The sequence below is a fragment of the Neisseria sp. CP9 genome (genome assembly GCF_047758525.1).
GTDB lineage: Bacteria > Pseudomonadota > Gammaproteobacteria > Burkholderiales > Neisseriaceae > Neisseria.
Genome location: NZ_CP180502.1, coordinates 1992852 through 2017261 on the forward strand (window position 1 = coordinate 1992852; position 24410 = coordinate 2017261).

General features: G+C 51.2%; 31 protein-coding genes and 1 pseudogene. 4 read left to right on the forward strand and 28 right to left on the reverse strand.

Annotation, left to right across the window (positions count from 1 at the left end; translation table 11 throughout):
• Positions 1–30 precede the first annotated feature (30 nt).
• The 16 genes and pseudogenes from rfaD to ACMYUL_RS09590 all read right to left on the reverse strand — a co-directional run bounded on the left by rfaD (position 31) and on the right by ACMYUL_RS09590 (position 13254).
• On the reverse strand, positions 31–1035 hold the full coding sequence (gene rfaD, locus ACMYUL_RS09515; protein WP_415770204.1) for an ADP-glyceromanno-heptose 6-epimerase: 1005 nt from the start codon (positions 1033–1035) through the stop codon (positions 31–33).
• Between the two features lie 89 nt (positions 1036–1124).
• Positions 1125–2087: an ADP-heptose synthase gene (gene hldA, locus ACMYUL_RS09520; RefSeq protein WP_415770206.1), complete on the reverse strand. Its 963-nt coding sequence runs from the start codon at positions 2085–2087 to the stop codon at positions 1125–1127.
• 44 nt (positions 2088–2131) lie between these two features.
• The gene (locus ACMYUL_RS09525) at positions 2132–2782 is read right to left on the reverse strand and encodes an NAD(P)H-binding protein (RefSeq protein WP_003768970.1); all 651 of its coding nucleotides are present in this window, start codon (positions 2780–2782) and stop codon (positions 2132–2134) included.
• Between the two features lie 13 nt (positions 2783–2795).
• Entirely contained in the window at positions 2796–3527 is a 732-nt protein-coding gene (gene pyrF, locus ACMYUL_RS09530) for an orotidine-5'-phosphate decarboxylase (protein WP_415770208.1), read from the reverse strand.
• Positions 3528–3664: 137 nt separating this feature from the next.
• Entirely contained in the window at positions 3665–4312 is a 648-nt protein-coding gene (gene adk / locus ACMYUL_RS09535; RefSeq protein WP_003756137.1) for an adenylate kinase, read from the reverse strand.
• An 82-nt stretch (positions 4313–4394) separates the two neighbouring features.
• Complete coding sequence (locus tag ACMYUL_RS09540; RefSeq protein WP_415770210.1) at positions 4395–4913, reverse strand: 3-deoxy-manno-octulosonate cytidylyltransferase; 519 nt, start codon at positions 4911–4913, stop codon at positions 4395–4397.
• A complete protein-coding gene (locus ACMYUL_RS09545; RefSeq protein ID WP_415770212.1) occupies positions 4910–5857 on the reverse strand; it encodes a DUF2971 domain-containing protein in 948 nt (315 codons plus the stop codon). Before ACMYUL_RS09545 ends, ACMYUL_RS09540 begins: the two co-directional genes overlap by 4 nt.
• A 136-nt stretch (positions 5858–5993) precedes the next feature.
• Entirely contained in the window at positions 5994–6755 is a 762-nt protein-coding gene (gene kdsB / locus ACMYUL_RS09550; RefSeq protein WP_415770214.1) for a 3-deoxy-manno-octulosonate cytidylyltransferase, read from the reverse strand.
• Entirely contained in the window at positions 6752–6934 is a 183-nt protein-coding gene (locus tag ACMYUL_RS09555) for a Trm112 family protein (protein WP_002238882.1), read from the reverse strand. The genes kdsB and ACMYUL_RS09555 overlap by 4 nt, the downstream gene beginning before the upstream one ends.
• A gap of 94 nt (positions 6935–7028) precedes the next feature.
• Positions 7029–7604, reverse strand: coding sequence for a DUF2059 domain-containing protein (locus ACMYUL_RS09560; protein WP_070514524.1), 576 nt, complete (start codon positions 7602–7604; stop codon positions 7029–7031).
• Positions 7605–7631: 27 nt separating this feature from the next.
• Complete coding sequence (locus ACMYUL_RS09565) at positions 7632–8162, reverse strand: DUF2059 domain-containing protein (RefSeq protein WP_246830456.1); 531 nt, start codon at positions 8160–8162, stop codon at positions 7632–7634.
• A gap of 54 nt (positions 8163–8216) precedes the next feature.
• The gene (lpxK, locus tag ACMYUL_RS09570; RefSeq protein WP_415770217.1) at positions 8217–9242 is read right to left on the reverse strand and encodes a tetraacyldisaccharide 4'-kinase; all 1026 of its coding nucleotides are present in this window, start codon (positions 9240–9242) and stop codon (positions 8217–8219) included.
• A 56-nt stretch (positions 9243–9298) separates the two neighbouring features.
• A pseudogene (locus tag ACMYUL_RS09575) lies at positions 9299–9412 on the reverse strand (IS5/IS1182 family transposase); the annotation flags it as partial.
• Positions 9413–10420 (reverse strand): FAD:protein FMN transferase, encoded by a 1008-nt coding sequence (locus tag ACMYUL_RS09580; protein ID WP_415770219.1) that lies wholly within the window; start codon positions 10418–10420, stop codon positions 9413–9415.
• 245 nt (positions 10421–10665) lie between these two features.
• Positions 10666–11742 (reverse strand): peptide chain release factor 1, encoded by a 1077-nt coding sequence (gene prfA, locus ACMYUL_RS09585; RefSeq protein WP_415770221.1) that lies wholly within the window; start codon positions 11740–11742, stop codon positions 10666–10668.
• 243 nt (positions 11743–11985) lie between these two features.
• On the reverse strand, positions 11986–13254 hold the full coding sequence (locus ACMYUL_RS09590) for an Nramp family divalent metal transporter (RefSeq protein WP_003776858.1): 1269 nt from the start codon (positions 13252–13254) through the stop codon (positions 11986–11988).
• Positions 13255–13863: 609 nt separating this feature from the next.
• Here ACMYUL_RS09590 and ACMYUL_RS09595 point away from each other — a divergent pair.
• From ACMYUL_RS09595 to ACMYUL_RS09605, 3 genes are all read left to right on the forward strand, one after another.
• On the forward strand, positions 13864–14202 hold the full coding sequence (locus ACMYUL_RS09595) for a P-II family nitrogen regulator (protein WP_003756171.1): 339 nt from the start codon (positions 13864–13866) through the stop codon (positions 14200–14202).
• Between the two features lie 105 nt (positions 14203–14307).
• Complete coding sequence (locus ACMYUL_RS09600) at positions 14308–14658, forward strand: helix-turn-helix domain-containing protein (RefSeq protein ID WP_003744124.1); 351 nt, start codon at positions 14308–14310, stop codon at positions 14656–14658.
• On the forward strand, positions 14562–15458 hold the full coding sequence (locus ACMYUL_RS09605; protein ID WP_415769884.1) for an IS3 family transposase: 897 nt from the start codon (positions 14562–14564) through the stop codon (positions 15456–15458). Before ACMYUL_RS09600 ends, ACMYUL_RS09605 begins: the two co-directional genes overlap by 97 nt.
• An 89-nt stretch (positions 15459–15547) precedes the next feature.
• Here the strand turns inward: ACMYUL_RS09605 and nfsB are convergent, their stop codons facing one another.
• From nfsB to ACMYUL_RS09665, 12 genes are all read right to left on the reverse strand, one after another.
• Positions 15548–16198 (reverse strand): oxygen-insensitive NAD(P)H nitroreductase, encoded by a 651-nt coding sequence (gene nfsB, locus ACMYUL_RS09610; RefSeq protein WP_070514519.1) that lies wholly within the window; start codon positions 16196–16198, stop codon positions 15548–15550.
• A 198-nt stretch (positions 16199–16396) separates the two neighbouring features.
• Positions 16397–17173, reverse strand: a complete 777-nt coding sequence (tatC, locus tag ACMYUL_RS09615; protein WP_070514518.1) for a twin-arginine translocase subunit TatC — start codon at positions 17171–17173, stop codon at positions 16397–16399.
• An 8-nt stretch (positions 17174–17181) separates the two neighbouring features.
• Positions 17182–17856: a Sec-independent protein translocase protein TatB gene (tatB, locus tag ACMYUL_RS09620; RefSeq protein WP_415770225.1), complete on the reverse strand. Its 675-nt coding sequence runs from the start codon at positions 17854–17856 to the stop codon at positions 17182–17184.
• Positions 17857–17859: 3 nt separating this feature from the next.
• Positions 17860–18048, reverse strand: a complete 189-nt coding sequence (tatA, locus tag ACMYUL_RS09625) for a Sec-independent protein translocase subunit TatA (RefSeq protein WP_003769025.1) — start codon at positions 18046–18048, stop codon at positions 17860–17862.
• A gap of 45 nt (positions 18049–18093) precedes the next feature.
• The gene (locus tag ACMYUL_RS09630) at positions 18094–18417 is read right to left on the reverse strand and encodes a histidine triad nucleotide-binding protein (RefSeq protein ID WP_415770227.1); all 324 of its coding nucleotides are present in this window, start codon (positions 18415–18417) and stop codon (positions 18094–18096) included.
• Positions 18418–18530: 113 nt separating this feature from the next.
• The gene (locus ACMYUL_RS09635; RefSeq protein ID WP_415770229.1) at positions 18531–18854 is read right to left on the reverse strand and encodes a phosphoribosyl-ATP diphosphatase; all 324 of its coding nucleotides are present in this window, start codon (positions 18852–18854) and stop codon (positions 18531–18533) included.
• Positions 18855–18980: 126 nt separating this feature from the next.
• Positions 18981–19391, reverse strand: a complete 411-nt coding sequence (gene hisI, locus ACMYUL_RS09640; protein ID WP_415770231.1) for a phosphoribosyl-AMP cyclohydrolase — start codon at positions 19389–19391, stop codon at positions 18981–18983.
• 75 nt (positions 19392–19466) lie between these two features.
• Positions 19467–20234, reverse strand: coding sequence for an imidazole glycerol phosphate synthase subunit HisF (gene hisF / locus ACMYUL_RS09645; RefSeq protein ID WP_415770233.1), 768 nt, complete (start codon positions 20232–20234; stop codon positions 19467–19469).
• A 144-nt stretch (positions 20235–20378) separates the two neighbouring features.
• The gene (locus ACMYUL_RS09650) at positions 20379–20696 is read right to left on the reverse strand and encodes a multidrug transporter MatE (RefSeq protein WP_070656747.1); all 318 of its coding nucleotides are present in this window, start codon (positions 20694–20696) and stop codon (positions 20379–20381) included.
• Between the two features lie 333 nt (positions 20697–21029).
• Entirely contained in the window at positions 21030–21767 is a 738-nt protein-coding gene (gene hisA, locus ACMYUL_RS09655) for a 1-(5-phosphoribosyl)-5-[(5-phosphoribosylamino)methylideneamino]imidazole-4-carboxamide isomerase (RefSeq protein WP_415770235.1), read from the reverse strand.
• A gap of 195 nt (positions 21768–21962) precedes the next feature.
• Positions 21963–22322, reverse strand: coding sequence for an STAS/SEC14 domain-containing protein (locus ACMYUL_RS09660; protein ID WP_415772944.1), 360 nt, complete (start codon positions 22320–22322; stop codon positions 21963–21965).
• Positions 22323–22349: 27 nt separating this feature from the next.
• Positions 22350–23246, reverse strand: coding sequence for a DMT family transporter (locus tag ACMYUL_RS09665; protein WP_415770237.1), 897 nt, complete (start codon positions 23244–23246; stop codon positions 22350–22352).
• 156 nt (positions 23247–23402) lie between these two features.
• Between ACMYUL_RS09665 and ACMYUL_RS09670 the strand changes: the two genes are divergently transcribed.
• A complete protein-coding gene (locus ACMYUL_RS09670) occupies positions 23403–24338 on the forward strand; it encodes a hypothetical protein (RefSeq protein ID WP_415770239.1) in 936 nt (311 codons plus the stop codon).
• The last annotated feature ends 72 nt before the right edge of the window (positions 24339–24410 follow it).

A 24410-nucleotide genomic window follows, 5' to 3' on the forward strand; every position in this document is an offset into this window, starting at 1 on the left:
TCAGACGACCTCTTTTATACGCATTTCAAATTAAGCCAAATTTTCCAGCATCCATTTGACGTAGCGCCCTACGCCTGCTTTGACATCCAAAAATTCTTCCTTGTATCCGGCTTCGCGCAGTTTGGTGATGTCGGCTTGGGTGAAGCTTTGGTATTTGCCTTTGAGCGCGTCAGGGAAGGGGATGTAGCGGATAAGTTCTTCTTCTATCAGTTCTTTTAAGCTCAGTTCAGGTTTGCCTTCGGCGGCGCGGCAGGCGTTGACGGTGGCGGCGGCGAGTTCGTTGAACTGTTGGCTGCGGCCGGTGCCTAGGTTGTAGATGCCGGAGAGGTTGGGATGGTCGAAGAAGTAGAGGTTGACTTTGGCGACGTCTTCGACGCTGACGAAGTCGCGGGTTTGTTCGCCGTTGCCGTAGCCGTCGTTGGCACCGAACAGGTTGACGTAACCGTGTTCGCGGTATTGGTTGAAATGGTGGAAGGCGACGGATGCCATGCGGTCTTTGTGTTGTTCGTGTTGTCCGTAAACGTTGAAGTAGCGGAAGCCGACGACTTGGGCGGTCAGGCCTTCTTTCATGCGGCGGCGCAATACTTGGTCGAATAGGAATTTGGAGTAGCCATAGACGTTGAGCGGTTTTTCAAGTTCGCGCTCTTCGCGGAAGATTTCGCCTTTGCCGTACACGGCGGCGCTGGAGGCGTAGAGGAAGGGAATGCGTTCGTCCTGACACCAGTCCAAAAGGTCAAGCGTGTACTGGTAGTTGTTGTCCATCATGTAGAGGCCGTCGTGGTTCATGGTGTCGGAACATGCGCCTTGGTGGAAGACGGCTTCGATGTTTTCGTAGGGCAGAAGATGACCGCGCACTTGGCGGATGAATTCGTGTTTGTCGAGGTAGTGGGCGATTTCGCACTCGGCAAGGTTTTTGAATTTTTCGCCACGGGTCAGGTTGTCGACGGCGACGATGTCGGTAATGCCGCGTTGGTTGAGGGCTTTGACGATGTTGCTGCCGATAAAGCCGGCCGCGCCTGTTACGATGATGGTCATATTGGGTTTCCTTTGTTTTTTGGTTTTGGCGAAACTCGTTGCACTCGTTTCAGACGACCTTGGAAAGACGGGGTCGTCTGAAAAAGAAATTACTGCTCTTCCAATGCTTTGTTCAACTCTGCAAACGAGCAAACCGCTGTGCCGAGTTTGGCGACGACGACGCCGGCGGCGGTATTGGCGAGGTGCATGGCTTCGGGCATGGTGTAGCCTGCCGCCAGCCCCAAGCCTACTCCGGCAATGACGGTGTCGCCTGCGCCGGATACGTCGTAAACTTCTTGGGCGCGGGTGGGCTGGTAAATGGGTTCGCCTTCGCTGAACAGGGTCATGCCTTCTTCGCTTCGGGTCAGTAAAACGGCGGTCAGGTCGAGATGGCGGCGCAGGTTTTGCGCTTTTTCGGTCAGCTCGCTTTCATTTTTCCAACTGCCGACCACTTCTTTCAATTCGGCGCGGTTGGGTGTAATCAAGGTGGCGCCGGCGTATTTTTCGTAATCGTCGCCTTTGGGGTCGATTAATACGGTTTTACCTGCGTGCTTTGCCCAATCTATCATATCGGAGATGTGTGACAGGCCGCCTTTGCCATAGTCTGAAAAAATGATTGCGTCGTATTCGGACAATACTTCGCTGTATTTCTGCTTGATTTGCTCCAACACTTCGCGGTTAGGATGCTCTTCAAAATCAAGGCGGATAAGCTGCTGGTTGCGGGCGACGACGCGCAGTTTGACGGTGGTGGCGATTTGTTTGTCGCGCATCAGATAGGAGGCGACGCCGTCTTGCGCCATCAGCGCGTCGAGCGCGTCGGCGGCTTCGTCGTCGCCGGTTACGGACAATAGCCCTGCTTTACCGCCCAACGAAGCGATGTTGCGCGCAACGTTCGCCGCACCGCCCGCGCGTTGGTCGATTCGTCCGATTTTCGCCACCGGCACGGGGGCTTCGGGCGAAATACGGGACACGTCGCCAAACCAATAGCGGTCGAGCATCACGTCGCCGACAACAAGGACTTTGGCTTGTGCGAAACGGGATTTGAGGGTTTCTTGTTGGAACTTGGTAACCATACTGGCTCCGTTGTTAAAATTTTCTGCAAAACTGCGTATTCGGATTATCCGTCCGAAAGTCTGAAAATGTCCTGAGGTTCATACACCTGCACTGAATGTTCAGACGACCTCAAAGCTGCCTTCAACATGGCTTGCGCCAATGCTTCAACGGCAAGCGGGCGTTGGTTTTTCAGCAGGCCGATGCGGTTGAGTCCGTACAAAATCCGTTTGGCGATTTTTTCGCCCAAGCGGTCGCTATTCGGACGAATCAGCAATGGCGGACGGAAAATGATAAGGCGCGGAAAGTTCAAAGCAATTAATGCCTGCTCCAATTCGCCTTTCATCCTTTGATAAAACAGGCGTGAAGCGGCATTAGCGCCGGAAGCAGAAACCAAAACCAAGGTATTCACGCCGTTTTCTCGTGCGGCTTTGGCAAACTCAAGATTCGCTTTGTAATCGACAGCCCATTGCGCCTCTTTGCTGCCTGCCGCTTTCAAAGTCGTGCCCAAGCAGGCAAACAACACATCTCCCTGCACTTCATCACGCCATGTTTCAATCCGGGCAAAATCAATCTGATGAGCGTACAGCTTGGGATGGGAAAAATCGGGATTTCTGCGTCCGAAGCAATCTATATGCTCGATTTCCGAATGTGCTGTCAGCAAGGGCAACAGGGATTTGCCTGTTGCGCCGGTTGCCCCGATGACGATGGCTCTCATATTTCAGACGACCTTAAGCGTTCGCCACGCGGTTCACTTCGCGCAATACGGCTACCGGATCGGCGGCTTGGGCAACGGGGCGGCCCATCACCAGATAAGTCGAACCTGCCGCCAATGCTTCGGCGGGCGTCATGATGCGGCGTTGATCGTCGTTGTTGCCGGCAACGTCCAAACGGATGCCGGGCGTGACCAAGACAAAATCCTGCCCTAATTCGCGGCGCAGCGGCGCGGCTTCTTGGGCGGAGCAGACCACGCCGTCCAAGCCCGAACTTTGCGCCAGTTTCGCCAAGCGGATGACTTGTTCTTCAGGGGCGATGTTCAAACCGATTTCCGCCAAATCGCTTTGTTCCATGCTGGTCAATACGGTTACGCCGATTAAGAGCGGTTTCGTGCCGTATCCGGCAACGGCTTCGGAGGCGGCTTCCATCATGCGGCGGCCGCCCGATGCGTGCATATCGACCATCCACACGCCCATGTCGGCGGCGACTTTGCAGGCTTGCGCGACGGTGTGGGGAATGTCGTGGTATTTCAAATCGAGAAAGAGTTTGAAACCCTGATGAATCAGGCTTTCCGCCAAACTGGGCCCCGTAGCGGTAAACAGCTCTTTGCCGATTTTGATTTGGCACAAGGTCGGATCAAGGTTGCGGACGAATCCGAGCGTGTCTTTTTCGTTGGCAAAATCAAGGGCAACGATGACAGGGGTGCGTTGTTGCGGAGTTTGGAAGTCGGTGATTAAAGGATTCATGGTGTTTTCGTTTTGGGTTTTGCCTGTAGGCACAGCCGTTATTGTCTATCACGCTGTTTATCAAAAAGAGGTCGTCTGAAAACCTGATTTCCTGTTTTCAGAGTGCGAAGCCTGCCCGTGGGTACGACCTTTTCGATTTATTTGCCCAATGCGCCTAATATTTCGGCTTTTACGGCTTCTACCGGCTGAGTGCCGTCAACTTTGATGTATTTCGGCGCATGTTCACCTTCAAGCTTGCTGTAAAAATCGACCAGCACTTCGGTTTGCTCGTGGTACACGGCAAGGCGTTTTTTGACGGTTTCTTCTTTGTCGTCGTCGCGCTGAATCAAATCTTCGCCGGTTACGTCGTCTTTGCCTTCGACTTTGGGCGGATTATAGGTAACGTGGTAGGTGCGGCCGGAAGCCAAGTGGACGCGGCGGCCGCTCATGCGGTCGACAATCACGCTGTCGGGTACGTCGATTTCAACGACCGCGTCCAAATCCACGCCCGCTTCAACCATTGCTTCGGCTTGTGCCAGCGTGCGCGGGAAACCGTCGAACAGGAAACCGTTTTTGCAGTCGTCTTGCGCGATGCGTTCTTTCACCATGCCGATGATGATGTCGTCGCGCACCAAGCCGCCTTCGTCAATGATTTTTTTCGCTTCCAAACCCAGCGGCGTGCCTGCTTTAATCGCAGCGCGGAGCATATCGCCGGTGGAAATTTGCGGAATGCCGAACGCAGCGGTGATGAATTGTGCCTGAGTGCCTTTACCCGCGCCCGGCGCGCCTAACAATAATACTTTCATGGGTGTTCCTTCTTGTTAAGTGATATGGATTTGAAACGTGATTCAAATGATTTTACACGGCTTGCGTTTATCGTTCAAAACTTCAGACGGCCTGTTCCGCGCCGAAATGTTTCCATGCGTCATCGCGCATTTCGGCAAACCATGTGTCTTCGGGAAACCGCTCCAATGCGTCTTTCAAAGTGGAAAGCAGGTTTTGCGATAAAGTCTTCGCCAAATACTCTTCCTCGTTGGCTTCCGCCGCCTTGTCCGCCTGCTGCACCAAACCGCGCGCGCGGGTCTGATGCCCGTGTGCCAAGTAGTTGAGCGCAATCACCTTTTGCGCCCAAAGCTGCGGAATCTCGGGGCTGTCTTGCAACAATACCGACAAAATCAATACGGCAACCGTCAGCCTGCCGCCGTTCAGGCGTAAATCCAGCGAACGGTTGGGCGGCAGCGTGCTGAGCGTTTCCGCCATACGGAACCAAAACTCGCCGCTGGCTTCGTCCGGCGCGGCGGCTTTCAACATTTCATAGTTAAACTCTTGATCGTCGTTTTGAACCAGCAGGGCAACGTCGGCAAGCAGTTTTTGCTCCTCGCGGCTCAAATGGCGTAAATCGGTCATAACAGGCTTTCTGTTGGTGTTTGTTTAGAACGGATTGTCGGGTTGTTGATTTCTTTTTTCAAATCAACTATTTTTTGTTCTAAGAGTTGTATTTCATCTTGTAATTTGGTTACTCTTTCTAATTCTGAATCTAATTTTTCTTTTGGTATTTCAACTGGTTCTAACGAATATTTATCTTGGTAATAATAAAATTTTGGCATAACACCTTTATTTTTGTTACTTTCTTTCATAACTTTATAAATAAAGCTTGCAATTTTTAAGATATGCTTCCAAGCATTTTCCTGTTCCGATTCAGGATTATTTAGTTTTTTGTTAGGGAAAAAACCACAACCACGACCAAAAGTGATTCTTTCAATTTTTATAGATAAATAATTATTATCTCCTTTTGTAAAAATTGCCCTATGCTCTTGTTCATATTTCCAAGCTTCGCTTTTGCGACATATTATGTTTTGTAACTTATTTTCATTTAATTCTTTTTCTAAATCATTACTATTATTAAATTGATTTTTTTGCCTATACTCAACTTCTTTGACATATCCTTCAACTTCCGCAAATTTCTCATAATCAATGGAAAAGTCAATCCTTATACCTTTTGAGCCATTAGCATAATGAGCCCACATTAATTCTTCTCCATCAGTACCTATAATTTTACGTGAGGAAAAACAACAAATAACCTTTTCTTGTTTTTCGTTATAGATTTTATTTATTAAGTATTCGCTAATAGACTTGTCAACCAAATAAACACACTCATCTATATCGTTAAACTTTTTATAACTCTGAGCAAAGAGCCGTGAATTTTCAAAAATATCTTTTGTATGTTCATTCTTCTCCCAAAACTCTTCAAAAATATCTTTTGTATATTCATTCGCCTCCCAAAACTCTTCAAAATCATAATCTTTTGTGTAATTTAATTCTCTAAATTTAGAATATTCATTATTTTCCATTTTTCTTCCCTTTTTATTTTCACATTTTCTGAAAGATTGAATTCGTTTTCCATAGTCCGTAGCGAGGGCTGAACCCTCGCTACGGTTACCCTCTTCCAAAGAAAGAGGGATTGAATTATTGAAGCTTCGCTCGTTTTCAGACGACCTCGAACGCAGCCCTGACCCTGTCCAAATCCTCTTGCGTATCTACACCGGCGGCGGGGGCTTCTTTGGCGGTTTCGACGGCAATCGGGTAGCCGTGCCACAGGACGCGCAGTTGTTCCAACGATTCGATGGTTTCCAGCGGCGAGACGCTCATTTCGGCGTAGCGTTGCAGGAAACCGGCGCGGTAGGCGTAGATGCCGATATGGCGCAGGACGGCGGTTTCGGCGGGCAATTCGCGTTTTTCGGCGCGCATGGTATCGCGCGGATAGGGAATCGGGGCGCGGCTGAAGTAGATGGCGTTGCGGTTTTTGTCAAGGACGACTTTGACGACGTTGGGATTCATAAATTCGTCGAAATCGTGCAATTCGTGCGCCGCGGTCGCCATTTGCACGTTGTTTTCCACCAAGACTTCGGCGGTGCGGTCGATGAGTTCGGGGGCAATCAGTGGCTCGTCGCCCTGTACGTTGACGACCACCAGATGTTGCGGCAGCTTCAGCGCAGCGGCGGCTTCGGCAAGGCGCGTCGTGCCGCTTTCGTGCCGGTTTGAAGTCATGACGACTTCGACGCCGTGCGCCTGACAGGCCATCTGAATATCGGGATGGTCGGTGGCAACGACGACGCGCGCGGTTTTGCTTTTTGCCGCCTGTTCGGCAACGCGCACGACCATCGGTTTGCCGTGAATATCCGCCAAGGCTTTTCTGGGCAGGCGCGATGAATCCAGCCGCGCCGGAATCAATACGACGAATTCGGTCATGCTTTGAGTTCCTCTTCGCTCAACGGACGCGCTTCGTTTTCCAGCATATAGGGAATGCCGTCTTTAATCGGATAAGCCAGCTTCGCCTGACGGCTCCACAATTCCTGTTTGTCCTGATGATATTCCAGTCTGCCTTTGGTAACGGGGCAGACGAGGATGTCTAAGAATTTTTTTTCCATGGGGTTTCTTTCGGGTTTGATGGTTTTAGCGAAGCTCGCTTCGCTCGTTTTGGCGAAACTCGCTTCGCTCGTTTTCAGACGACCTCAAGCGGCATTATTTCTTCCGTGCCGGTTTGTTCGGCTGTTTGGCGCAGGCTTGGGCAGGATTTTTGCCGTCGCACATGATTTGGCGGATTTCACGTCTCAGGTTTGCGCTTTGGTTGGATTGGGTGTATTTACCGGCAAGAATGTTCATCATAGGTTTCATCGTTGCCTCAAGATAGCGCGGCGTTTTGTCCATTATCGATTGACCTACCGCCGTGCTGTAAAAGCCAATCAATGCGTTGACTTCTTCTTGCGTATAAACCGTCTTCATGCCGTCTAAAGTCGCTTTACGCAATTGGGCGCGCACTTGCGGCGTGTTGATTTCGGCAATCGATTGGTTTGCATACTTTTTCAAGACTGCTTCCAACTGCGGACGTTTGTCTTCCGGCGCATCTTTCAAAAATTTCTGTACATTCGGATCGGAAAGCACAATGCCCTCCATGCTTTGGAAAGACTGGTCCAACAGGGCATCCATCTTCTGCACTTCAAACAGACGCTCCAGCGACGCATCGCTGGGTGTAGCGGCAAATGCGTTGGCACAAAATGCCAGCGCGGCGAAGGGCAATAATAAGGTTTTCAGTTTCATCTTTTTCTCCTTTTTTAAGTTTAAGGTTTAGGGGGTACATTCTTCAGGCATGATTTTTTCGACTTCTTTTTCAAATTCAATTAGGTAGCGTTCGCTAATTGTTTCTATTTCTTTCATATCCGCTTCGCTTGCCCCTATATTGGCGAGTTTTTTTATGAATGCCGAATTTTTCTCCATGATAGATTGTCCTACGGGAGTCTCATAAAACGCAATCATGGCATCAATCTCTTGTTGAGTGAACTCGTCCTTGGCAACTTTTTTTATTTCTTTCATTAATTTGTCTCTACGTTGCGGTGTTAAATAGGCTGTAAACACTTTGTTTGCATAACGGTCTGACGCGGCTTGTAATTGCGGCTGCAGTTCCGGTGGATATGAGGCGATGACCGGTTGCATGAGCAGTCGGTTTTGTGCTTCTGCCATGTTGGTCAGATTTTTGATAAAGTCGCGTTCGATATGCTGGACTTCCATCCATCTATTTAAAGACTTATCGCTTGGGGGTGCGGCTGTTGCGGCGGAACAGGCGGCAATGGCAATGAAAGTGAGCAGCAGTTTTTTCATGTTTATAAATTTCCTTATTATTTAAGACAAACAGCAACAAAGATTCAATTGATTTCAGACGACCTGTCGGGAATCTTTCAGCCGTTCCAACACAAACGCCGCCAAATCAGGTTCGATTATCGCACAAACAGGCAACACCCATACATGATTCAGATTGAGGTCGTCTGAAAACTTGACCGCATCTTTCTCCGTAATAATGACCGCGTCCGCATTGGGCAAATCTGCCGCTGCGATGTCGGCATGATCGGGCAGCGCGACGGTTTGGTTCAATGTGATGCCCATGTTCCGCAGCGAATCAAAAAAACGCTCCGGTTTGGCGATACCCGCCACGGCGGCGACTGTTTGGTTTTTCAGACGACCTGTATCCAGTATTTCAGACGGCTGGTTCAAACGGTAAATTTGTCCCGTTTCAATACGGCTGTGGAACATATTTTTAGACGGCGCAAACGACGCATCCGCTTGACCGCCGCTGACCACGACCGCATCCACCGAATCCAGACGCGGCAAAGGTTCGCGCAAACTGCCGTTGGGCAGCAAATCCAAATCCGTCCGCCCCGTATCCACCGCCGGAAACACGGCGATTTCCACATCCCGCCGCAGGGCGTAATGCTGCAAGCCGTCGTCCGCCACAATCAGCCTGATGTCGGGATGCGCCGCCAGCAACGCCCTGCCTGCCTCCGCACGGCTGCTGCCCACCGCCGTCGGCGCGCCGGTTTTACGGAACAGCAGCAAAGGCTCGTCGCCCGCATCTTCTGCACGGCTCGCGGCATCCAATACATGAACCGCCTTACTTTTGCGCCCGTAGCCCCGGCTGATGATGCCGACCTTGACGCCTTTTTCCTGCAAACCTGACACCAGCGCGGCGACAATCGGCGTTTTCCCCGTCCCGCCCGCGTGGATATTGCCGACCACGACCACAGGCACGGGCAGCTTTTCGCTTTTCAGACGACCTGAAACGAAATCATCGCGCCGTTTCGCCGCAATTTTGGCAAATAGCATGGATAAGGGTTTGAGCAGTAAAGATAAAAACGGATTGGGGCGTTGCCAATGGCGTTCGATGATTTGGTGGAGTTTGGGCATTCAGACGACCTTGTAGCTGCGTTTCTTTGTAGGCAGAGCCTACACCATTTTGGAGAATATAGTGGATTAACTTTAAACCAGTACGGCGTTGCCTCGCCTTGCCGTACTATCTGTACTGTCTGCGGCTTCGTCGCCTTGTCCTGATTTAAAGTTAATCCACTATAAGTCGTTCAGGCTGGGGTTTCGATGCGGTTGTCGGGCATGACCAGCCAGACTTTTGCCTGTTTGGCGCGGGCGGCGGTTCGGATGGCGGCTTCGTCCATGATGGAGAACGCGGTGGAGAAGGCATCGGCAACGGCGGCGGTCGGCGCCATGACGCTGACGCTGCGGTAGCGCGGGGTGGCAGTGCCGGTGCGCGGGTCGAAGAGGTGGGTGAACTTGCCGGCTTCGTCCATCACGGTACCGTAGCCGCCTGATGTGGCGAAGGCTTGGTTTTGCATGGGGATAGTCAGGAGGGTGGCTTCTTCGTTTTGGGGATTGCGGATGCCGACGTTCCATGTGCGTTGGTTGTCGGTGTCGAAGCCGCGGATTTCGCCCATATCGACGAGGGCTTGGCGGATGCCGTGTTGTTGCAGCAGGGCGGTGATTTTGTCGGTGATGTAGCCTTGGGCGATGCCGTTGAGGGATAAGCCCATGCCTTTTTGTTCGAAGAGGATGGCTTTTTGGTCGAAGACGACGTGTTTGAAGCCGACGAGTTTGAGGGTGCGCCGGATGTCTGGTTCGGACGGCGGGGTTTCGGCACGCGGGTTGCGGCGGAAATGGTCTGCGTAAAGGTTCCACAACACTTGGACGGTGGGGTCGAACGCGCCGTCTGTCAGGGCGTGGATGTCGCGGCAGATGCTCAAAAGGGCGAGGAAGTCGGGTGGCGGGTTGTTCAGACGACCTTCTTTGTTCAGTCGGTTGATCAGGCTGTCTTCGCGGTAGAGGCTGAAGATTTTTTCGAGGCGGGCGACTTCGGCGAGAACTTTGTTGACAAGGATTTCAGCTTCTTTGCGGTCAACGCCGAAGAGGCGGAGCTCGGCGCCGGAACCCAGCGCAATGCCTTTCCAGATGATAGGTTCGCCAGCAGTCGGTAGCGGGGCGGAGCGGGTGCGGTTCAGGAGAAAGGGCGCGGTCGCTCCGGCGGCAGTCAGGGCGGCGATGGCGAAAAAGCGGCGGCGGGTGAGCGGGGTGTTCATGGGTTGGGATGGGTCGTCTGAAAAAGCGGCAGTGTTGGAGGAACGGGCGGAAGTCGGCTTATCTGGGTTTGCGTTTGAAGGCGTTGGGAAAGTGTTTTAGAAGCGCCGCCATTTCCGCACAGGATTTTTATGGTTACGGAAAGGACGGCGGGCGACGGCTGGGGCTTGATTTACGTTGCGGCAGAACTTGTTTTCCCGCCATCAAGCCTGCCTTCACGCTTTGGCACCAAGCGTCAATCGTCTCATCAATCGCCCATTGCCGCTAGAAGCTCTGCCTGATGTTCGGCAATCAGGGCGTTGGTAATTTCTTCCAAGTCGCCGTCCATCACAAAATCCAGCTTGTGCAGGGTGAGGTTGATGCGGTGGTCGGTTACGCGGCCTTGCGGGTAGTTGTAGGTGCGGATGCGCTCGCTGCGGTCGCCGCTGCCGATGAGGGATTTGCGCTCGGCGGCTTCTTTGGCCTGGGCTTCGCGTTTTTGCGCGTCGTTCAGGCGGGCGGCAAGGACTTTCATTGCCTGCGCCTTGTTGGCGTGTTGGCTGCGGCCGTCTTGGCACTCGACCACCATGCCTGTGGGCAGGTGGGTGATGCGGACGGCGGAGTCGGTTTTGTTGATGTGCTGACCGCCCGCGCCGGATGCGCGGAAGGTGTCGATGCGCAGGTCGGCGGGGTTCAGCTCGATGTCTTCAAGTTCGTCCGCTTCGGGCATGACGGCGACGGTACAGGCGGAGGTATGGATACGGCCTTGGCTTTCGGTGGCGGGGACGCGTTGCACGCGGTGGCCGCCCGATTCGAATTTCAGACGACTGTAGGCGCCCAAACCGACAATGCGGGCGATGACTTCTTTATAGCCGCCCAACTCGCTTTCGTTGGCGGAAACGATTTCGACCTGCCAGCGGTTGCGCTCGGCGTAGCGGCTGTACATACGCAGTAAATCGCCTGCAAACAGCGCGGCTTCGTCGCCGCCTGTTCCGGCGCGCACTTCGATGAAGATGTTTTTGTCGTCGTCGGCATCTTTGGGCAGCAGCAGTTTTTGCAGTTCGGTATCGAGCGTGTCGATTTTGACTTTTGCCGCTTCGATTTCTTCGGCGGCAAAGTCTTTCATTTCGGGGTCGGACAGCATTTCTTCAGCATCCGCCAAGTCGCTTTGCGCCAGCTGATAGTTTTGGAACACTTCGACCACGGGTGTCAATTCGGCGTGTTCGCGCGTGAGCTTGCGGTAGTTGTCCATATCGGACGTGGCTTCGGGCTGTCCGAGAAGGTGGGTGACTTCTTCCAGTCGGTCGCTGAGTTGTTGTAGTTTTTCTAAGATAGACGGCTTCATAATTTTTCCATAATAAATGCCGTCGGGAGTCGTCCGCGACGGCGCGAGGAGGCTTTATTATAATGGGTTTGGTTGGAAATTCAAAAGGATATGGCAGGGTTTCTGATGGACAGACGCAATGTTGGTTTGCTTTGCTGTATCGGTTTGAAGTTCATCCCTTCGTTTGAACATTTTGCCATACATAACAAAAGGTCGTCTGAAAACCAAAATCCGGTTTTCAGACGACCTTTGTTTTGATTGGGCTTACTTAGGTGCAGCCAAGATGCCTGTCAGGTTCAGCAGGAACAAAACCGTAAACCCGGTCAGGTAAATCAAGCCGAGGATGGCGAGGAGGTCCATACCTGCCGTCAGCTTGTGGCGTTTGTCGCCTTTAACGAGGCGGTAGTTCAGCCAAGCGAACACGGGGGCAGAAACGAAGGCGGTAATCATGGCGAATTTGAGCAGCTCCGCCATCGCACTGTTGAACCAGAAAATCACTGCCAAGCCCGTACCCGCGACCCAAACGTTCCAGGCAAAGAGTTCGACGTTGCCCGTTTTGTCTTTGCCGCGCAGCAGGCGCACCGGCTCGGCAATCGCACGCGCGTAGCCGTCCACTACGGTAATCGTCGTGCCGTACATACAGGCGAAGGCGATAAACGCCACCATCGGACGCGACCAATCGCCGATGGTGACGGCGTACATATTGATCAGTTGACCGACGTATTTGCCGCCAGCCATTTGCACTGCCTCACCGTTGCCGTACTGCACATACGCGCCCAAGGCGAGGAAGACAACCGCCAACACTGCGCTGGTGATGTAGCCGACGTTGAAGTCGAAAATACCGTCGCGGTAGCTGGAAGGGTTGATGCGTTGTTTTTCAGTAACCCACAGCGAGTTGATGGCGGAAATTTCAATTGGCGCCGGCATCCAGCCCATCAGCGCGATTAAGAAGCCCAAGCCTGCCAGTGTCCATGGGGTAGGCTCGATAAAGTCGGGTTTCATCTGCATGCCGCGCGACATGGCGATGGCGGCGGCGGCGACTGTGGCAATCGTCAGGCTGACGATGATGATTTTGGAAACGTTGTCCAAAGCCTTGTAGCGTCCGCTCGCCAAAATAATCAGACAGGAAGCCATAATCAGCGCGGAGATTGCGCCGACATTCAGCGTCAGCGAGGGAATCGCCATTTTGACGATGGCGGCGGTCACGATGGCGACCGCACCCGCGTTAATCGTTGCCGAGATAACGCACAAAATCAGGAATACCCACAAATAAACGCGGCTTTTCTCGGCATAGCCTTCAATCAGGCTTTTGCCCGTATCCAGCGTGTAATGCGCGCTGAAGCGGAAAAACGGGTATTTGAAGAGGTTAGTCAAAATAATAATCAATGCAAGCTGCCAGCCGTAAAGCGCGCCCGCCTGTGTCGAGGCAATCAGGTGCGAACCGCCGACCGCCGCCGAAGCCATCATGATTCCGGGACCCAGCGCATTGATTTTGCTTTTCCAAGTCGAAGCGTGTGTATGTTGTTCAGACATCTATTCTCTCCGTCTTTTTCAGACGACCTTCACAAAAAAAGGCATATTTTAACGTAAATCAAAATCCTGAATGGTAAATATCAAAAAAACATTATGCTGAATTTTGGATGAAAAATACTGATTAAATAAAAAAATAGAATATTCAGGAAATTTTATGCCTAAAAATCTTTTTCAGACGACCTTGTATCGCTTTTTATTCCTGTTTGTCCGTGTTATGGTGGATTAACTTTAAACCAGTACGGCATTGCCTCGCCTTAGCTCAAAGAGAACGATTCTCTAAGGTGCTGAAGCACCAAGTGAATCGGTTCCGTACTATCTGTACTGTCTGCGGCTTCGTCGCCTTGTCCTGATTTTTGTTAATCCACTATAAATGGAGTGTGTTGGAAAATGGGTGAAAACCGATGGAAAGCGCGCCATAGCGGTTTTGTCAGGGTTTCACTATAATATTCAATCTGTTCTACGCTTAGGGGTGGCGGGCAATTCGGCCGCAGTATCTTGTGTAAAAAATAAACGTGAGGCTGTGTGTTTGATTTGATTCGGCGCTTTTGCCCAAACAAAATCGGTTGAGGGTTGAATGCCGCGCCATCCTGAAATTTAAGGAAAAATATCATGAAAAAAATCGAAGCTGTGATTAAGCCGTTTAAATTGGACGATGTCCGCGAAGCATTGACCGAAATCGGGATCAGCGGCATGACGGTCAGCGAAGTGAAAGGTTTTGGCCGTCAGAAAGGGCATACCGAAATTTACCGCGGCGCAGAGTATGCGGTTGATTTTCTGCCGAAAGTCAAAGTCGAGCTGGTGTTGGCTGATGAAGATGTGGAACGCGCCATCGATATCATTGTCGAGACTGCGCGGTCAGGAAAAATTGGCGACGGCAAGATTTTTGTGTTGCCGGTTGAAGAAGTGATTCGGATACGGACGGGTGAACGCGCGGAAGCGGCGATTTAATCCTATCGTTGCCGCGATTGGCTGATACAAATAAGGTCGTCTGAAATCCTGAACTGCACCCCAAAAGTTGGACATCCCCTCCAACTCACAAGGTGCAGTTTTTTTATGAGCAAATATACATTACACTTCAAATACCAAGCCGTACTCCACTACCTGCATATACGCAGCCAACAGCGTACCGCAGACCACTACGGCATTTCCCGAACCCACCTGAGACGATGGATACGCGCCTATCAAGAAGGCGGTATCGGCGCACTCGAACATCCCCAATCCAAAACCATGCCCCAACACCGCAAAAACCCCTTCATCGCAGATAAACCCGACCAAGAAAAAACGCAGGCAGAGCTTATTGAAGAACTGTGCTATATGCGCGCAGAGGTCGCCTACCTAAAGGAGTTAAAAGCCCTCAGCCAAAAGCGGACCGCAAAGGACAAAGCCAAACCGTCCAAACACTGAGGGCGCAACACCCGCTCAAATACCTGCTGCACATCGCAAACCTGCCCAAAAGCAGCTTTTACTACCACCACCAAGACCGACCCGACCCCGACACAGCCGACAAAGCCCTCCTCGTCGAAACCTACCGGCGGCATAAAGGACGCTACGGGCAAAGGCGCATTGCCGCAGCATTGGATTGGAACCGCAAAAAAGCAGCTCGGTTAATGAAACAGATGGGGCTGAAAGCCAAAATACGGGCGAAAAAAGCCTACCGCCATCCCGCCATGGGCGAAATATCGGAACACCTCCTCAAACGCCGGTTCACAGCCCGAAAGCCCAACGAAAAATGGCTGACCGACGTGACCGAACTCAAAGGAAAGGACGGCAAACTGTACCTCTCGCCAATCTTGGACTTGTTCAACCGAGAAATCGTCGCCTACGCCATGAGCCGCAATGCTAACAGCGAAATGGTGAAGGAAATGCTCGAAAAAGCCGCACCCCGTCTGACTGCTAAAGGAACGATGCTTCATTCGGACCAAGGTGTGCTGTACCGTACGGCGGAATATAGGAAATTGATTGCAAAACATTCCATGGTTCAAAGCATGTCGCGTAAGGCGAACTGTTGGGACAATGCGCCGATGGAAAGCTTCTTTGCGGTGTTGAAGACAGAGTGTTTCTATAACGCAGGTGAATTGACGGTAGATGAATTGATGAAGCAGATAGATGACTATATGGATTACTACAACCGGGAGCGTTGCAGTTTGAAATTGAAAAAGCTGAGTCCTGTCGCATACAGAACCCAGCTTGCACAGAGCGCCTGAATAGGCTTTTATGAGTGTCCAAGATTTGGGGGCCAGTTCAATCCTGCATTGTCCGGTTTCAGACGACCTTGTTTTTGTTTCTATCGGGTTTAGATTTTGGTGAAGATGACTTCGTTTTCAAAACGCGATTTGGGCAGGGCGGCGTTGAAATCGTCTGCGGCACGGTAGCCGAAGGAGACGACGGCGACGGCTTTGTAGCCTTTTTCAGTCAAGCCGAATTCCTCATTCAAAACCTGCAAATCGACGCCTTCCATCGGCACGGCGTCGATACCTGCTGCGGCAGCGGCGAGCAGGGTGAAGCCCATGTTGAGATAGACTTGTTTGGCAAGCCATTGCTCTTCATCTTGGATTTGGTTGCGGTGGATGCCTAAGAACAGGCGGCGGGTGGAATCGCCTGCCTGCTTGGCTTCTTCCGTGGCGAAACGTCCGTCTTTGTCTTCTTGCGCCAATACGGCGGCGACATAATCATCGTCGGCGCAAACGCGGGCGGCGAAAACGACGACATGGGACGCATGAGTAATTTTCGGGGTATTGTAAGGGAGTTTTTCGGTGGATTTGGCAATGCGCGCTTTGCCCGCTTCGTCATCGGCGATGATAAAGTGCCACGGCTGCATATTGACGCTGGAAGGGCTGTTGCGCAGGGCGGCTTCGATATGGGCGAAGTCTTCGGCAGCGATTTTTTTGGACAGGTCGAAAGATTTGGTGCTGTATCGCTGGCGGACGATTTCTGTGATGTTCATGAAATGTTTCCTGTTTTTAGGATGGAAACGGGGATTATAGAGAGGTCGTCTGAAAGGGGCAATGCAGGAAATTGGTGGGGATTTCGATATAAGGTCGGTAAAACACGCAAACGCTGGCGTATGAAAAAGGTCGTCTGAAACGGGATGTTTCGTTTCAGACGACCTTTGCCCTTTGCAGGCTATATCCGCAGGCTAGATTTAAGTTTCTGCGGGCGGAAGGGGCGGGTGTTCGTCGGTTTTGTCCGATTTGGGTTTGATAAAGCGGCTGCACCAGATGCCTGCTTCGTAAAGCAAGATAAGCGGGACGGCAAGCAGGGTTTGGGAAATCACGTCCGGCGGGGTAATGATGGCGGCAATGATGAATGCGCCGACAATGACGTAGGGGCGTGCGTTTTTGAGTTGTTCGGTGGTTACGATGCCGATTTTGGCGAGCAGGACGACAACGACAGGGACTTCGAAAGTCGTGCCGAATGCGACGAACATGCCCAAAATAAAGGACAGATATTTGTCGATGTCGGTCGCCATGTTGACGCCGACGGGGGTAATACCCGCGAGGAATTTAAAGATGACGGGGAAAACGAGGTAGTAGGCAAACGCCATGCCGATAAAAAACAGACTGACGCTGGATAGCACAAGCGGGGTAATCAGGCGTTTTTCGTTTTGGTAGAGGGCGGGCGCGACGAATGCCCAGATTTGGTAGAGCGTATGCGGCAGGGAAACGAGGAATGCTGCCATCAGCGTCACTTTCACCGGTACAAAAAACGGCGCGATGACGTCGGTGGCAATCATGCTGGTGTCTTTGGGCAAGTTTGCCATCAGGGGGTCGGCCACGAAGGTATAAAGCTGCTGGGCAAACGGCATCATGCTGAAAAAGCAGACGACGATGCCGATGACGATCCACATCAGGCGGCGGCGCAGCTCGATAAGGTGTTCGATAAGAGGTTGGACGGGTTGTTCGTTTTGAGGTTCGGACACCGGTTTACTCACTTTTTACGGACGCGAAGTTTGGGTTTGGCATGAAATTTCGGACGCAGGTCGCGCTTGCGGTTCATCGCTTGTTTTTTGAGGGAGGTGATATGCAGCACGGGCGCGTATGCGGAAGTGTCGATATAGCTGACTTCTACGGCATTGGACACCGGAGCGGCGCTGCCGGTCAGATATTCGCGCCATGCGCGATCTTGCTCGGATTCCGCAGGCGTGTCGGTTTCGACGGCATCCGTCGTAGTGTCTGCTTGCGCCATAGCGGTTTCAGACGACGTGGAAACAGCCGGGTCGTCTGAAACTTCCGCGCTTAACGAAGGAAGCGGGTTGCCGTGTTCATCCAAACCGAAATCGGCAGGCGTGCGTTGCGCCGGCAGGCGTTCCCAAGGTTTGAGTCCGTCGGAAATGTCGCGCAGGTTGTCCTGCATATCCGTACCGACTTCCTTGATGCTGTCGCGCACTTGTGCGGCGGCGGCTTCAAATTCCTGTTTGGCTTTGCGCAGCTCTTCCAATTCGACTTGGGTGTTGAATTCCTGCTTGACGCTGCTGACGAGGCGTTGCAGCTTGCCGATAAGCCGTCCGGCAGTACGGGCGGCTTCGGGCAGACGCTCGGGACCAAGTACAATCAGGGCGACAATGCCGACTAACAGCAGCTCGCCCAAACCGAAATCAAACATAGATTATGCTTTGTCTTCGTCTTTTTTGTGTTCGATGACTTCGTCTTTTTTACCGTCAGTACCTTCGTTCAGACCTTGTTTGAAGTCATGCACGGCACCGCCGAGGTCTTTGCCGACGTTGCGCAGTTTTTTGGTACCGAAAACCAAAACGACGATAATTAATACGATAATCCAGTGCCACAGAGAGAACATGGTAAATCCTTGATATAGTTGAGAATGGATATTTGAAATGTTGGTTTACGCAGGCGTACCCATGATGTGGATATGCAGGTGGAACACTTCCTGCCCGCCGCCTTTGCCTGTGTTGATCAGGGTTTTGAAGCCGTCGGTCAAATCTGCCGCTTCAGCAATTTGAGGGACTTTCAACATCATTTTGCCCAAGAGGGTTTGATGTTCGGGCGCGGCGTGTGCCAGCGAGTCGAAATGGACTTTCGGAATCAGCAGCAGATGAACCGGCGCGGCGGGGCGGATGTCTTTGAAGCACAACATCTCGTCGTCTTCGTACACGGTTTGCGCCGGAATATCTTTGGCGGCGATTTTACAGAAAATACAGTTGTCCATAATGGCTCCGAGGTCGTCTGAAAACGAGCACAGCGAGTTTCGCTAAAACGAGTGCAGCGCGTTTCGTCAAACAGACGGCAGAAAAACGAATAAGGTCGGATTGTAATATAAATTCAAGGCTCTTTGCGAGAGGCTTTTTCCGCCAAGCCCGATAAACCTTGACGGCGCGCAAGCTCGTTGACGACATCTTCGGCGCGCAAACCGTGGTGCGCCAAGAGAACCATGGTGTGAAACCATAAGTCGGCAACTTCGTAAATGAGGTGTTCGCCGCCACCGTCTTTCGACGCCATAAGCACTTCGCCCGCTTCTTCGATGACTTTTTTGAGGATTTTATCTTCGCCTTTGTGCAGAAGTTGGGCGACGTAGGAAGCTTCGGGATCACCGCCTTTGCGGGAGTCGATGGTGTTTTGGATTTGGGAGAGGATGGTGTCGGTCATGGGATTTTCGGCTTTGAAGGATAAGGATTATTCGGATAAGGCATAGGCTTGCCGGGTTTTGGGCGAGTGTTCTGACAACAGTCAATCATCAACCCGATTTTTTAGCGAAACTCGCTGCGCTCGTTTTCAGACGACCTCTAAAGGATGCGTATGCCCATAAATGGCTTCTTCGTCTTTCAACACGGCATCAACCGTCTGCCATTCGCCGTCTTTCCAAACTTTGTAGAAACAGCTTTCTCGCCCCGTATGGCAGGCGATGCCGCCGTTTTGGTCTATCAGCATCACGATGGCGTCGCCGTCGCAGTCGAGGCGCAATTCGTACACTTTTTGCGTGTGCCCTGATGCTTCGCCCTTCATCCATTGTTTTTGGCGCGAACGGCTGTAATAGTGGGCGAAACCGGTTTCTACGGTTTTTTGCAGCGCTTCGGCGTTCATCCATGCGACCATCAATACGCGGCGGGTCTGCCGGTCTTGGGCGATGGCGCAGACCAAGCCTTTTTCATCAAATTTGACGGCTTCAAGCAAGCTGTTATCCATGTTCGGCATCCTTATTTGTTTTGGCGAAACTCGTTGCACTCGTTTTCAGACGACCTTGAGTCAATCAAGTTCAACTTACAGGCGCACTTCGATTCCGGCTTCGCGCATGGCGAGCTTCGCATCACGGATACTGACTTCGCCGAAGTGGAAAATACTGGCGGCAAGCACGGCATCCGCTTTGCCTTCTTTGATGCCGTCAATCAGATGCTGCACATTGCCGACGCCGCCGGAAGCGATGACGGGAATATCGACCGCTTCGCTGACGGCGCGGGTCAGCGGCAGGTTGAAGCCTCGTTTCGTGCCGTCTCTGTCCATGCTGGTGAGCAGGATTTCGCCCGCGCCGCGACGTTGCATTTCAACCGCCCATTCGACTGCGTCCAAGCCCGTCGGTGTGCGCCCGCCGTGGGTGAAAATTTCCCAGCGGGTGTTTTCGGGATTGACGGCTTTGGCATCGACAGCGACGACGATGGCTTGCGAGCCGAAAAATCCGGCGGCTTCGTTGACTAAATCGGGATTGGTGACGGCGGCGGTGTTGATGCTGGCTTTGTCCGCACCGGCATTGAGCAGGCGGCGGATGTCGGCTACGGTGCGCACACCGCCGCCGACGGTCAGCGGAATGAAAACTTGTGAGGCAACGTCTTCGATGACGTGCAAAATGGTGTCGCGGTTGTCGGAGGAGGCTGTGATGTCGAGGAAGGTCAGCTCGTCCGCGCCTTCGTCGTTGTAGCGTTTGGCGACATCGACGGGTTTGCCCGCATCACGCAAACCTAGAAAGTTCACGCCTTTGACGACGCGGCCGTTTTTGACGTCGAGACAGGGGATGATGCGTTTTGCCAGTGCCATTTTGAATGCCTTTCCAAACCTAGGAATGAGGTCGTCTGAAAAAGAGCGCAGCGGGTTTCGCTAAAACCTATACAACGGATTTTACCCAAACGGACAATCCGTTTCAGACGACCTTTCAAATCATTGATACCGGCAAGGCAGGTGTTACGCCAGCCAGTTGTGAACCCATTTGGGCAGGTGTTGGAGCAGTTGGAAATAGCCGACGCCCGCAATGGCGGCGAATACGCAGGAAGTCATAAAGTTGCCGCTGAAGCGCCCGACGATATAAAACACTGCGCTGGCAAATGCCCACAACGCGCCGTTAAACACCATCCAATAGGTGTCGATCATCGGCATATCGAACGCGGAAAGCTGACGGACGAGAATGGCGATGATGGTAAATCCCAAGCCTTCGCTGAGAGGACGCACATTGCGACCGGACGACCAGATAATCCAAAAGCCCAAAATAAATGCTTCAAACATGAAATACCCCTTAAAAAGTAAATAAAACAATTAAATGTGGGATGGTGAATCCCAAAGCAATATTCGGCGGTCAGCCGCCTTTTATCGTGAAGAAAAATAGACGAACCCGTCTTTTGCCCTGTCTATACAGATAGGGCAACAATGAAAGCAAACGGGTTCAACCGATTATTTTGTATCTTCTCCCCGCTATATTGTTTTAAAACAGCGGGACAAGTGAGTAAGTAAACGTTTGATCATTTCAGACGACCTTGATGGTTGTTTTAAATAAGGTCGTCTGAAAACGAATGCAACGAGTTTCGCCAAAACGAGCGCAGCAGGTTTCGTCAATACAACTTACGCCAGCGAATCCGCCAACTGCTGCGCTTGGGCAAAATCAATACTGCCCTCGTAAATCGCGCGGCCGGTAATCGCACCCGTCACGCCGTGTTTCTCAACGGCACACAAAGCGCGGATGTCGTCCAAATTGGTCAATCCGCCCGACGCGATAACCGGAATGGCGACGGCTTGCGCCAATTTGACGGTCGCGTCGATGTTCACGCCGCTCATCATGCCGTCGCGGCCGATGTCGGTGTAAATAATGCTGTTGACGCCGTCGTCTTCAAAACGTTTCGCCAAATCAATCACATGATGCTCGGTTACAGTCGCCCAGCCGTCTATCGCCACCATGCCGTCTTTGGCATCCAACCCGACGATAATCTGCCCGGGAAACGTTTTGCACGCCTCGCGCACGAAGTCGGGATTTTTCACCGCCGCCGTGCCGATAATGACGTCGTTTAGTCCCAAATCCAAATATTTTTCAATGGTTTGTAAGTCGCGTATTCCACCACCCAGTTGCACGGGAATGTCTTTGGCAACGGCGGCTAGGATGTCCTTGATGGCGGGAAAGTTTTGCGGAATGCCGGCAAATGCGCCGTTCAAGTCCACCAAATGCAAACGGCGCGCGCCTTGTTTGAACCAATGCAGCGCAGTTTCGGCGGGCGAATCGGAAAACACCGTCACCTGCTCCATCAAACCTTGTTTCAGGCGCACGCAGCGGCCTTCTTTTAAATCGATTGCGGGAATTAGCAGCATGGGACTTACCTTTATGCGGAACGTATTTTACACAAATTATCGAGTTTTAGCATATTTAAATGAAAAAACGTCATTGGTAACACTAAAACAGGATTTTTGTGTGTGTATTTTGCATGTTTCAGACGACCCTTACCTAAAGTGTTTCAGAAGGTGAAAAGGGTAGAAAGATGTTTCATCTGATTCAGTGTTTCATTTCTATTGCTTGAAATTGCTTGCCAACAGCCATTCTTGCGCCTTGGTAGTATCGTCAAAATATTTCGGATGTTGGTTGGTCAACAGGCTGGAGAGACGGGCGCCGAGTTTGATCCAAATGTCGTCTGTAATGACGGCGACGCGGCCGAAGTCGTTTTCGTGTTGATTAAGGAATTTGATTTGCTCCATCGCCATATCGATCGTGAAATCTTTCAACATGGACAAATCCAAAAGGATGTCGGGCAGATGGATTTTTTGCTTGCTTTCCAATAAAGCGGCTTCAAGTTGGCGGAAATCGTCCAGTGTAAATTCGTTGTACAGCGCCACATTCAAACCGTAAGACTGTTCGCGGATGGAAATCATCATGCTCTCCTTTTTAGAGGTTAATGGTCAGCTTGTTTTGGTAAACCACTTTTTAATCGAAACCGGCCGGATGCTGCTCAATATGCCGCTTGTGACAATAATAATCATACCAAAGGTTTCCTGCCAAGTGACGGTATCGCCCAAAAATATCATGCCCGACAGGGCGGAAAAGACGACGGTCAGATAAGAAAGAGAGGCGACGGTGAATTTGTTGCCGACTTTATAGGCGCGGGTCATTGAAAGTTGGGCAAGCATGGCTGCAAGCCCGATGCAGAAAAGATAGGGCAGGGCGGAGAGAGGGATGCTGTGCCAGCCGGTCAAAGTTGCCCAAACCGACGCCATGACGACACCGGTTATCGAAAAATAAAACACCACCCGCCAACCCGGCTCGCCGAGCAACGACAGTTCGCGCACTTGCAAATACGCCCAACCTGACATAGCTCCTCCCGCCAAGCCTGCTAGTGCGGCAATTTCCTGTCCGCCTTTGAACGAAGGGTTCAGCAATAGGACGACACCGAGAAAACCAAAGACCAATATTGTCTGCGTATAAAGTGCAATCCGTTCTTTCAGGATGAAAAATGAAAATACCGCCAGAAAAATCGAAGAGGTGTAGCTTAAGGTTACCCCCGTTGCCAGCGGTAGGTGCATGACGGCATAAAACAGACAAAACATAGCGGCTGTGCCGACAACGCTGCGGTTGAGGTGGGTTTTCCAGTGTGGCGTAGCAAAGGTGTCACCCCGTGCTTTTGCCATTATGCCTAAGACGATGGCGGCAAAACTCATACGCCAAAATACCAGTTCGCCACTGTTGAAGCCGAATTTCGCCGCCGCTGCTTTGATGCACACGTTCATGACGGTAAAGCCGAGTGCGGCAACAATCATCCATGTAGAACCGAGAGGGTCTTTGGTTGCGGGTGTGGTCATTTATCAAACTTCCAAAGAAGAAAGGGTTGTGTGGTTATAAACGGGGTCGTCTGAAAAGATTTCAGACGACCTATTGTCAAAAAAGCTCAATAAATAAACCTATGGTTTATGATATAATGATAATTTTTCTCATTCGTAAATTTGGAAATTATTTTTATGGAAACTTTGCAGCCTCCGCAACATATTGCTGTATCCAATAGCCCTGTTAATCAACCCAAACGTTTGCGTGCAAGTGAAGGGGTAAATTGGTTTGCCGAATCATGGCGTATTTTTAATAAATACAAATTGAAATGGATAGGGGCAATGGTTTTGTTCTTCCTTATCCCAATTGCTTTGGGTTTGTTGTCCAGTTATGCAGCAGAAGGCAGCCAGCCTATGACCTTCAATCAATTGTCCTTAGGTATAGTCATACGCGAAGTGATCATCAATCTGTTTGTATATTGGGGAAGCTATTGTTTCCTAGGTGGTGTTGTGCTGCTGGCACATCAAACCGCACAAGGTACGAATTTTAACTTCGGTAGTTTGTTTGCAGGTTTTTCAACTAAAAAGATCGGTTCGTTCCTAGTTCTTATGCTGATGAGTATAGTTGCGATACTGTTTCTTGCGTTGGTTGCTGTTATTCCTATCATGTTGCTTACGAAAGGAAATCTCTCCGCTCTAGAGATGTTGCCGATGGGAGAGTCGCTTGTGTCCATTATAATGCTGATGGTCATTAGCATTGGTTCTATGATGTTTTGGTTGACTCCTGCTTTGGTCATGTTGGAGGACGTCAGACCGGTTGCCGCCATTAAGGTTAGCTTAAATGCCTGTTTTTGCAATATCCCTGCGTTTCTGGTATATAGCTTGATTTGGTTTGGCGTTATTATGGCATTTTCTTTGGTAATGACATTATTTGCTATACCAATTATTTTTGTATTGGGTGCGGGAGGACAACTGTTAGGCGCAGGAGGAGAGCAGCAAATATGGGAAGTTTTCACCCTTCTTACGATTTTATTTGGTTCTGTCTTCACAGTTCCTTATTCTATAATGGCAATCGGTCTATACACCTCATATCGCAGCATCTTCCCCGAGGGTTATCTGAATAAACGCTAAATAGTAGAAAAATTATTATTGCTTTATAACAGGTCGTCTGAAATGTATTTTTCAGACGACCTGTTATAATTT

Bases quoted from the DNA above. Each gene is read 5' to 3' on its own strand.
- rfaD (WP_415770204.1), bottom strand. From the start codon at position 1,035: ATGACCATCATCGTAACAGGCGCGGCCGGCTTTATCGGCAGCAACATC.
- hldA (WP_415770206.1), bottom strand. From the start codon at position 2,087: ATGGTTACCAAGTTCCAACAAGAAACCCTCAAATCCCGTTTCGCACAA.
- ACMYUL_RS09525 (WP_003768970.1), bottom strand. From the start codon at position 2,782: ATGAGAGCCATCGTCATCGGGGCAACCGGCGCAACAGGCAAATCCCTG.
- pyrF (WP_415770208.1), bottom strand. From the start codon at position 3,527: ATGAATCCTTTAATCACCGACTTCCAAACTCCGCAACAACGCACCCCT.
- adk (WP_003756137.1), bottom strand. From the start codon at position 4,312: ATGAAAGTATTATTGTTAGGCGCGCCGGGCGCGGGTAAAGGCACTCAG.
- ACMYUL_RS09540 (WP_415770210.1), bottom strand. From the start codon at position 4,913: ATGACCGATTTACGCCATTTGAGCCGCGAGGAGCAAAAACTGCTTGCC.
- ACMYUL_RS09545 (WP_415770212.1), bottom strand. From the start codon at position 5,857: ATGGAAAATAATGAATATTCTAAATTTAGAGAATTAAATTACACAAAA.
- kdsB (WP_415770214.1), bottom strand. From the start codon at position 6,755: ATGACCGAATTCGTCGTATTGATTCCGGCGCGGCTGGATTCATCGCGC.
- ACMYUL_RS09555 (WP_002238882.1), bottom strand. From the start codon at position 6,934: ATGGAAAAAAAATTCTTAGACATCCTCGTCTGCCCCGTTACCAAAGGC.
- ACMYUL_RS09560 (WP_070514524.1), bottom strand. From the start codon at position 7,604: ATGAAACTGAAAACCTTATTATTGCCCTTCGCCGCGCTGGCATTTTGT.
- ACMYUL_RS09565 (WP_246830456.1), bottom strand. From the start codon at position 8,162: ATGAAAAAACTGCTGCTCACTTTCATTGCCATTGCCGCCTGTTCCGCC.
- lpxK (WP_415770217.1), bottom strand. From the start codon at position 9,242: ATGCCCAAACTCCACCAAATCATCGAACGCCATTGGCAACGCCCCAAT.
- ACMYUL_RS09580 (WP_415770219.1), bottom strand. From the start codon at position 10,420: ATGAACACCCCGCTCACCCGCCGCCGCTTTTTCGCCATCGCCGCCCTG.
- prfA (WP_415770221.1), bottom strand. From the start codon at position 11,742: ATGAAGCCGTCTATCTTAGAAAAACTACAACAACTCAGCGACCGACTG.
- ACMYUL_RS09590 (WP_003776858.1), bottom strand. From the start codon at position 13,254: ATGTCTGAACAACATACACACGCTTCGACTTGGAAAAGCAAAATCAAT.
- ACMYUL_RS09595 (WP_003756171.1), top strand. From the start codon at position 13,864: ATGAAAAAAATCGAAGCTGTGATTAAGCCGTTTAAATTGGACGATGTC.
- ACMYUL_RS09600 (WP_003744124.1), top strand. From the start codon at position 14,308: ATGAGCAAATATACATTACACTTCAAATACCAAGCCGTACTCCACTAC.
- nfsB (WP_070514519.1), bottom strand. From the start codon at position 16,198: ATGAACATCACAGAAATCGTCCGCCAGCGATACAGCACCAAATCTTTC.
- tatB (WP_415770225.1), bottom strand. From the start codon at position 17,856: ATGTTTGATTTCGGTTTGGGCGAGCTGCTGTTAGTCGGCATTGTCGCC.
- tatA (WP_003769025.1), bottom strand. From the start codon at position 18,048: ATGTTCTCTCTGTGGCACTGGATTATCGTATTAATTATCGTCGTTTTG.
- ACMYUL_RS09630 (WP_415770227.1), bottom strand. From the start codon at position 18,417: ATGGACAACTGTATTTTCTGTAAAATCGCCGCCAAAGATATTCCGGCG.
- ACMYUL_RS09635 (WP_415770229.1), bottom strand. From the start codon at position 18,854: ATGACCGACACCATCCTCTCCCAAATCCAAAACACCATCGACTCCCGC.
- hisI (WP_415770231.1), bottom strand. From the start codon at position 19,391: ATGGATAACAGCTTGCTTGAAGCCGTCAAATTTGATGAAAAAGGCTTG.
- hisF (WP_415770233.1), bottom strand. From the start codon at position 20,234: ATGGCACTGGCAAAACGCATCATCCCCTGTCTCGACGTCAAAAACGGC.
- ACMYUL_RS09650 (WP_070656747.1), bottom strand. From the start codon at position 20,696: ATGTTTGAAGCATTTATTTTGGGCTTTTGGATTATCTGGTCGTCCGGT.
- hisA (WP_415770235.1), bottom strand. From the start codon at position 21,767: ATGCTGCTAATTCCCGCAATCGATTTAAAAGAAGGCCGCTGCGTGCGC.
- ACMYUL_RS09660 (WP_415772944.1), bottom strand. From the start codon at position 22,322: ATGATTTCCATCCGCGAACAGTCTTACGGTTTGAATGTGGCGCTGTAC.
- ACMYUL_RS09665 (WP_415770237.1), bottom strand. From the start codon at position 23,246: ATGACCACACCCGCAACCAAAGACCCTCTCGGTTCTACATGGATGATT.
- ACMYUL_RS09670 (WP_415770239.1), top strand. From the start codon at position 23,403: ATGGAAACTTTGCAGCCTCCGCAACATATTGCTGTATCCAATAGCCCT.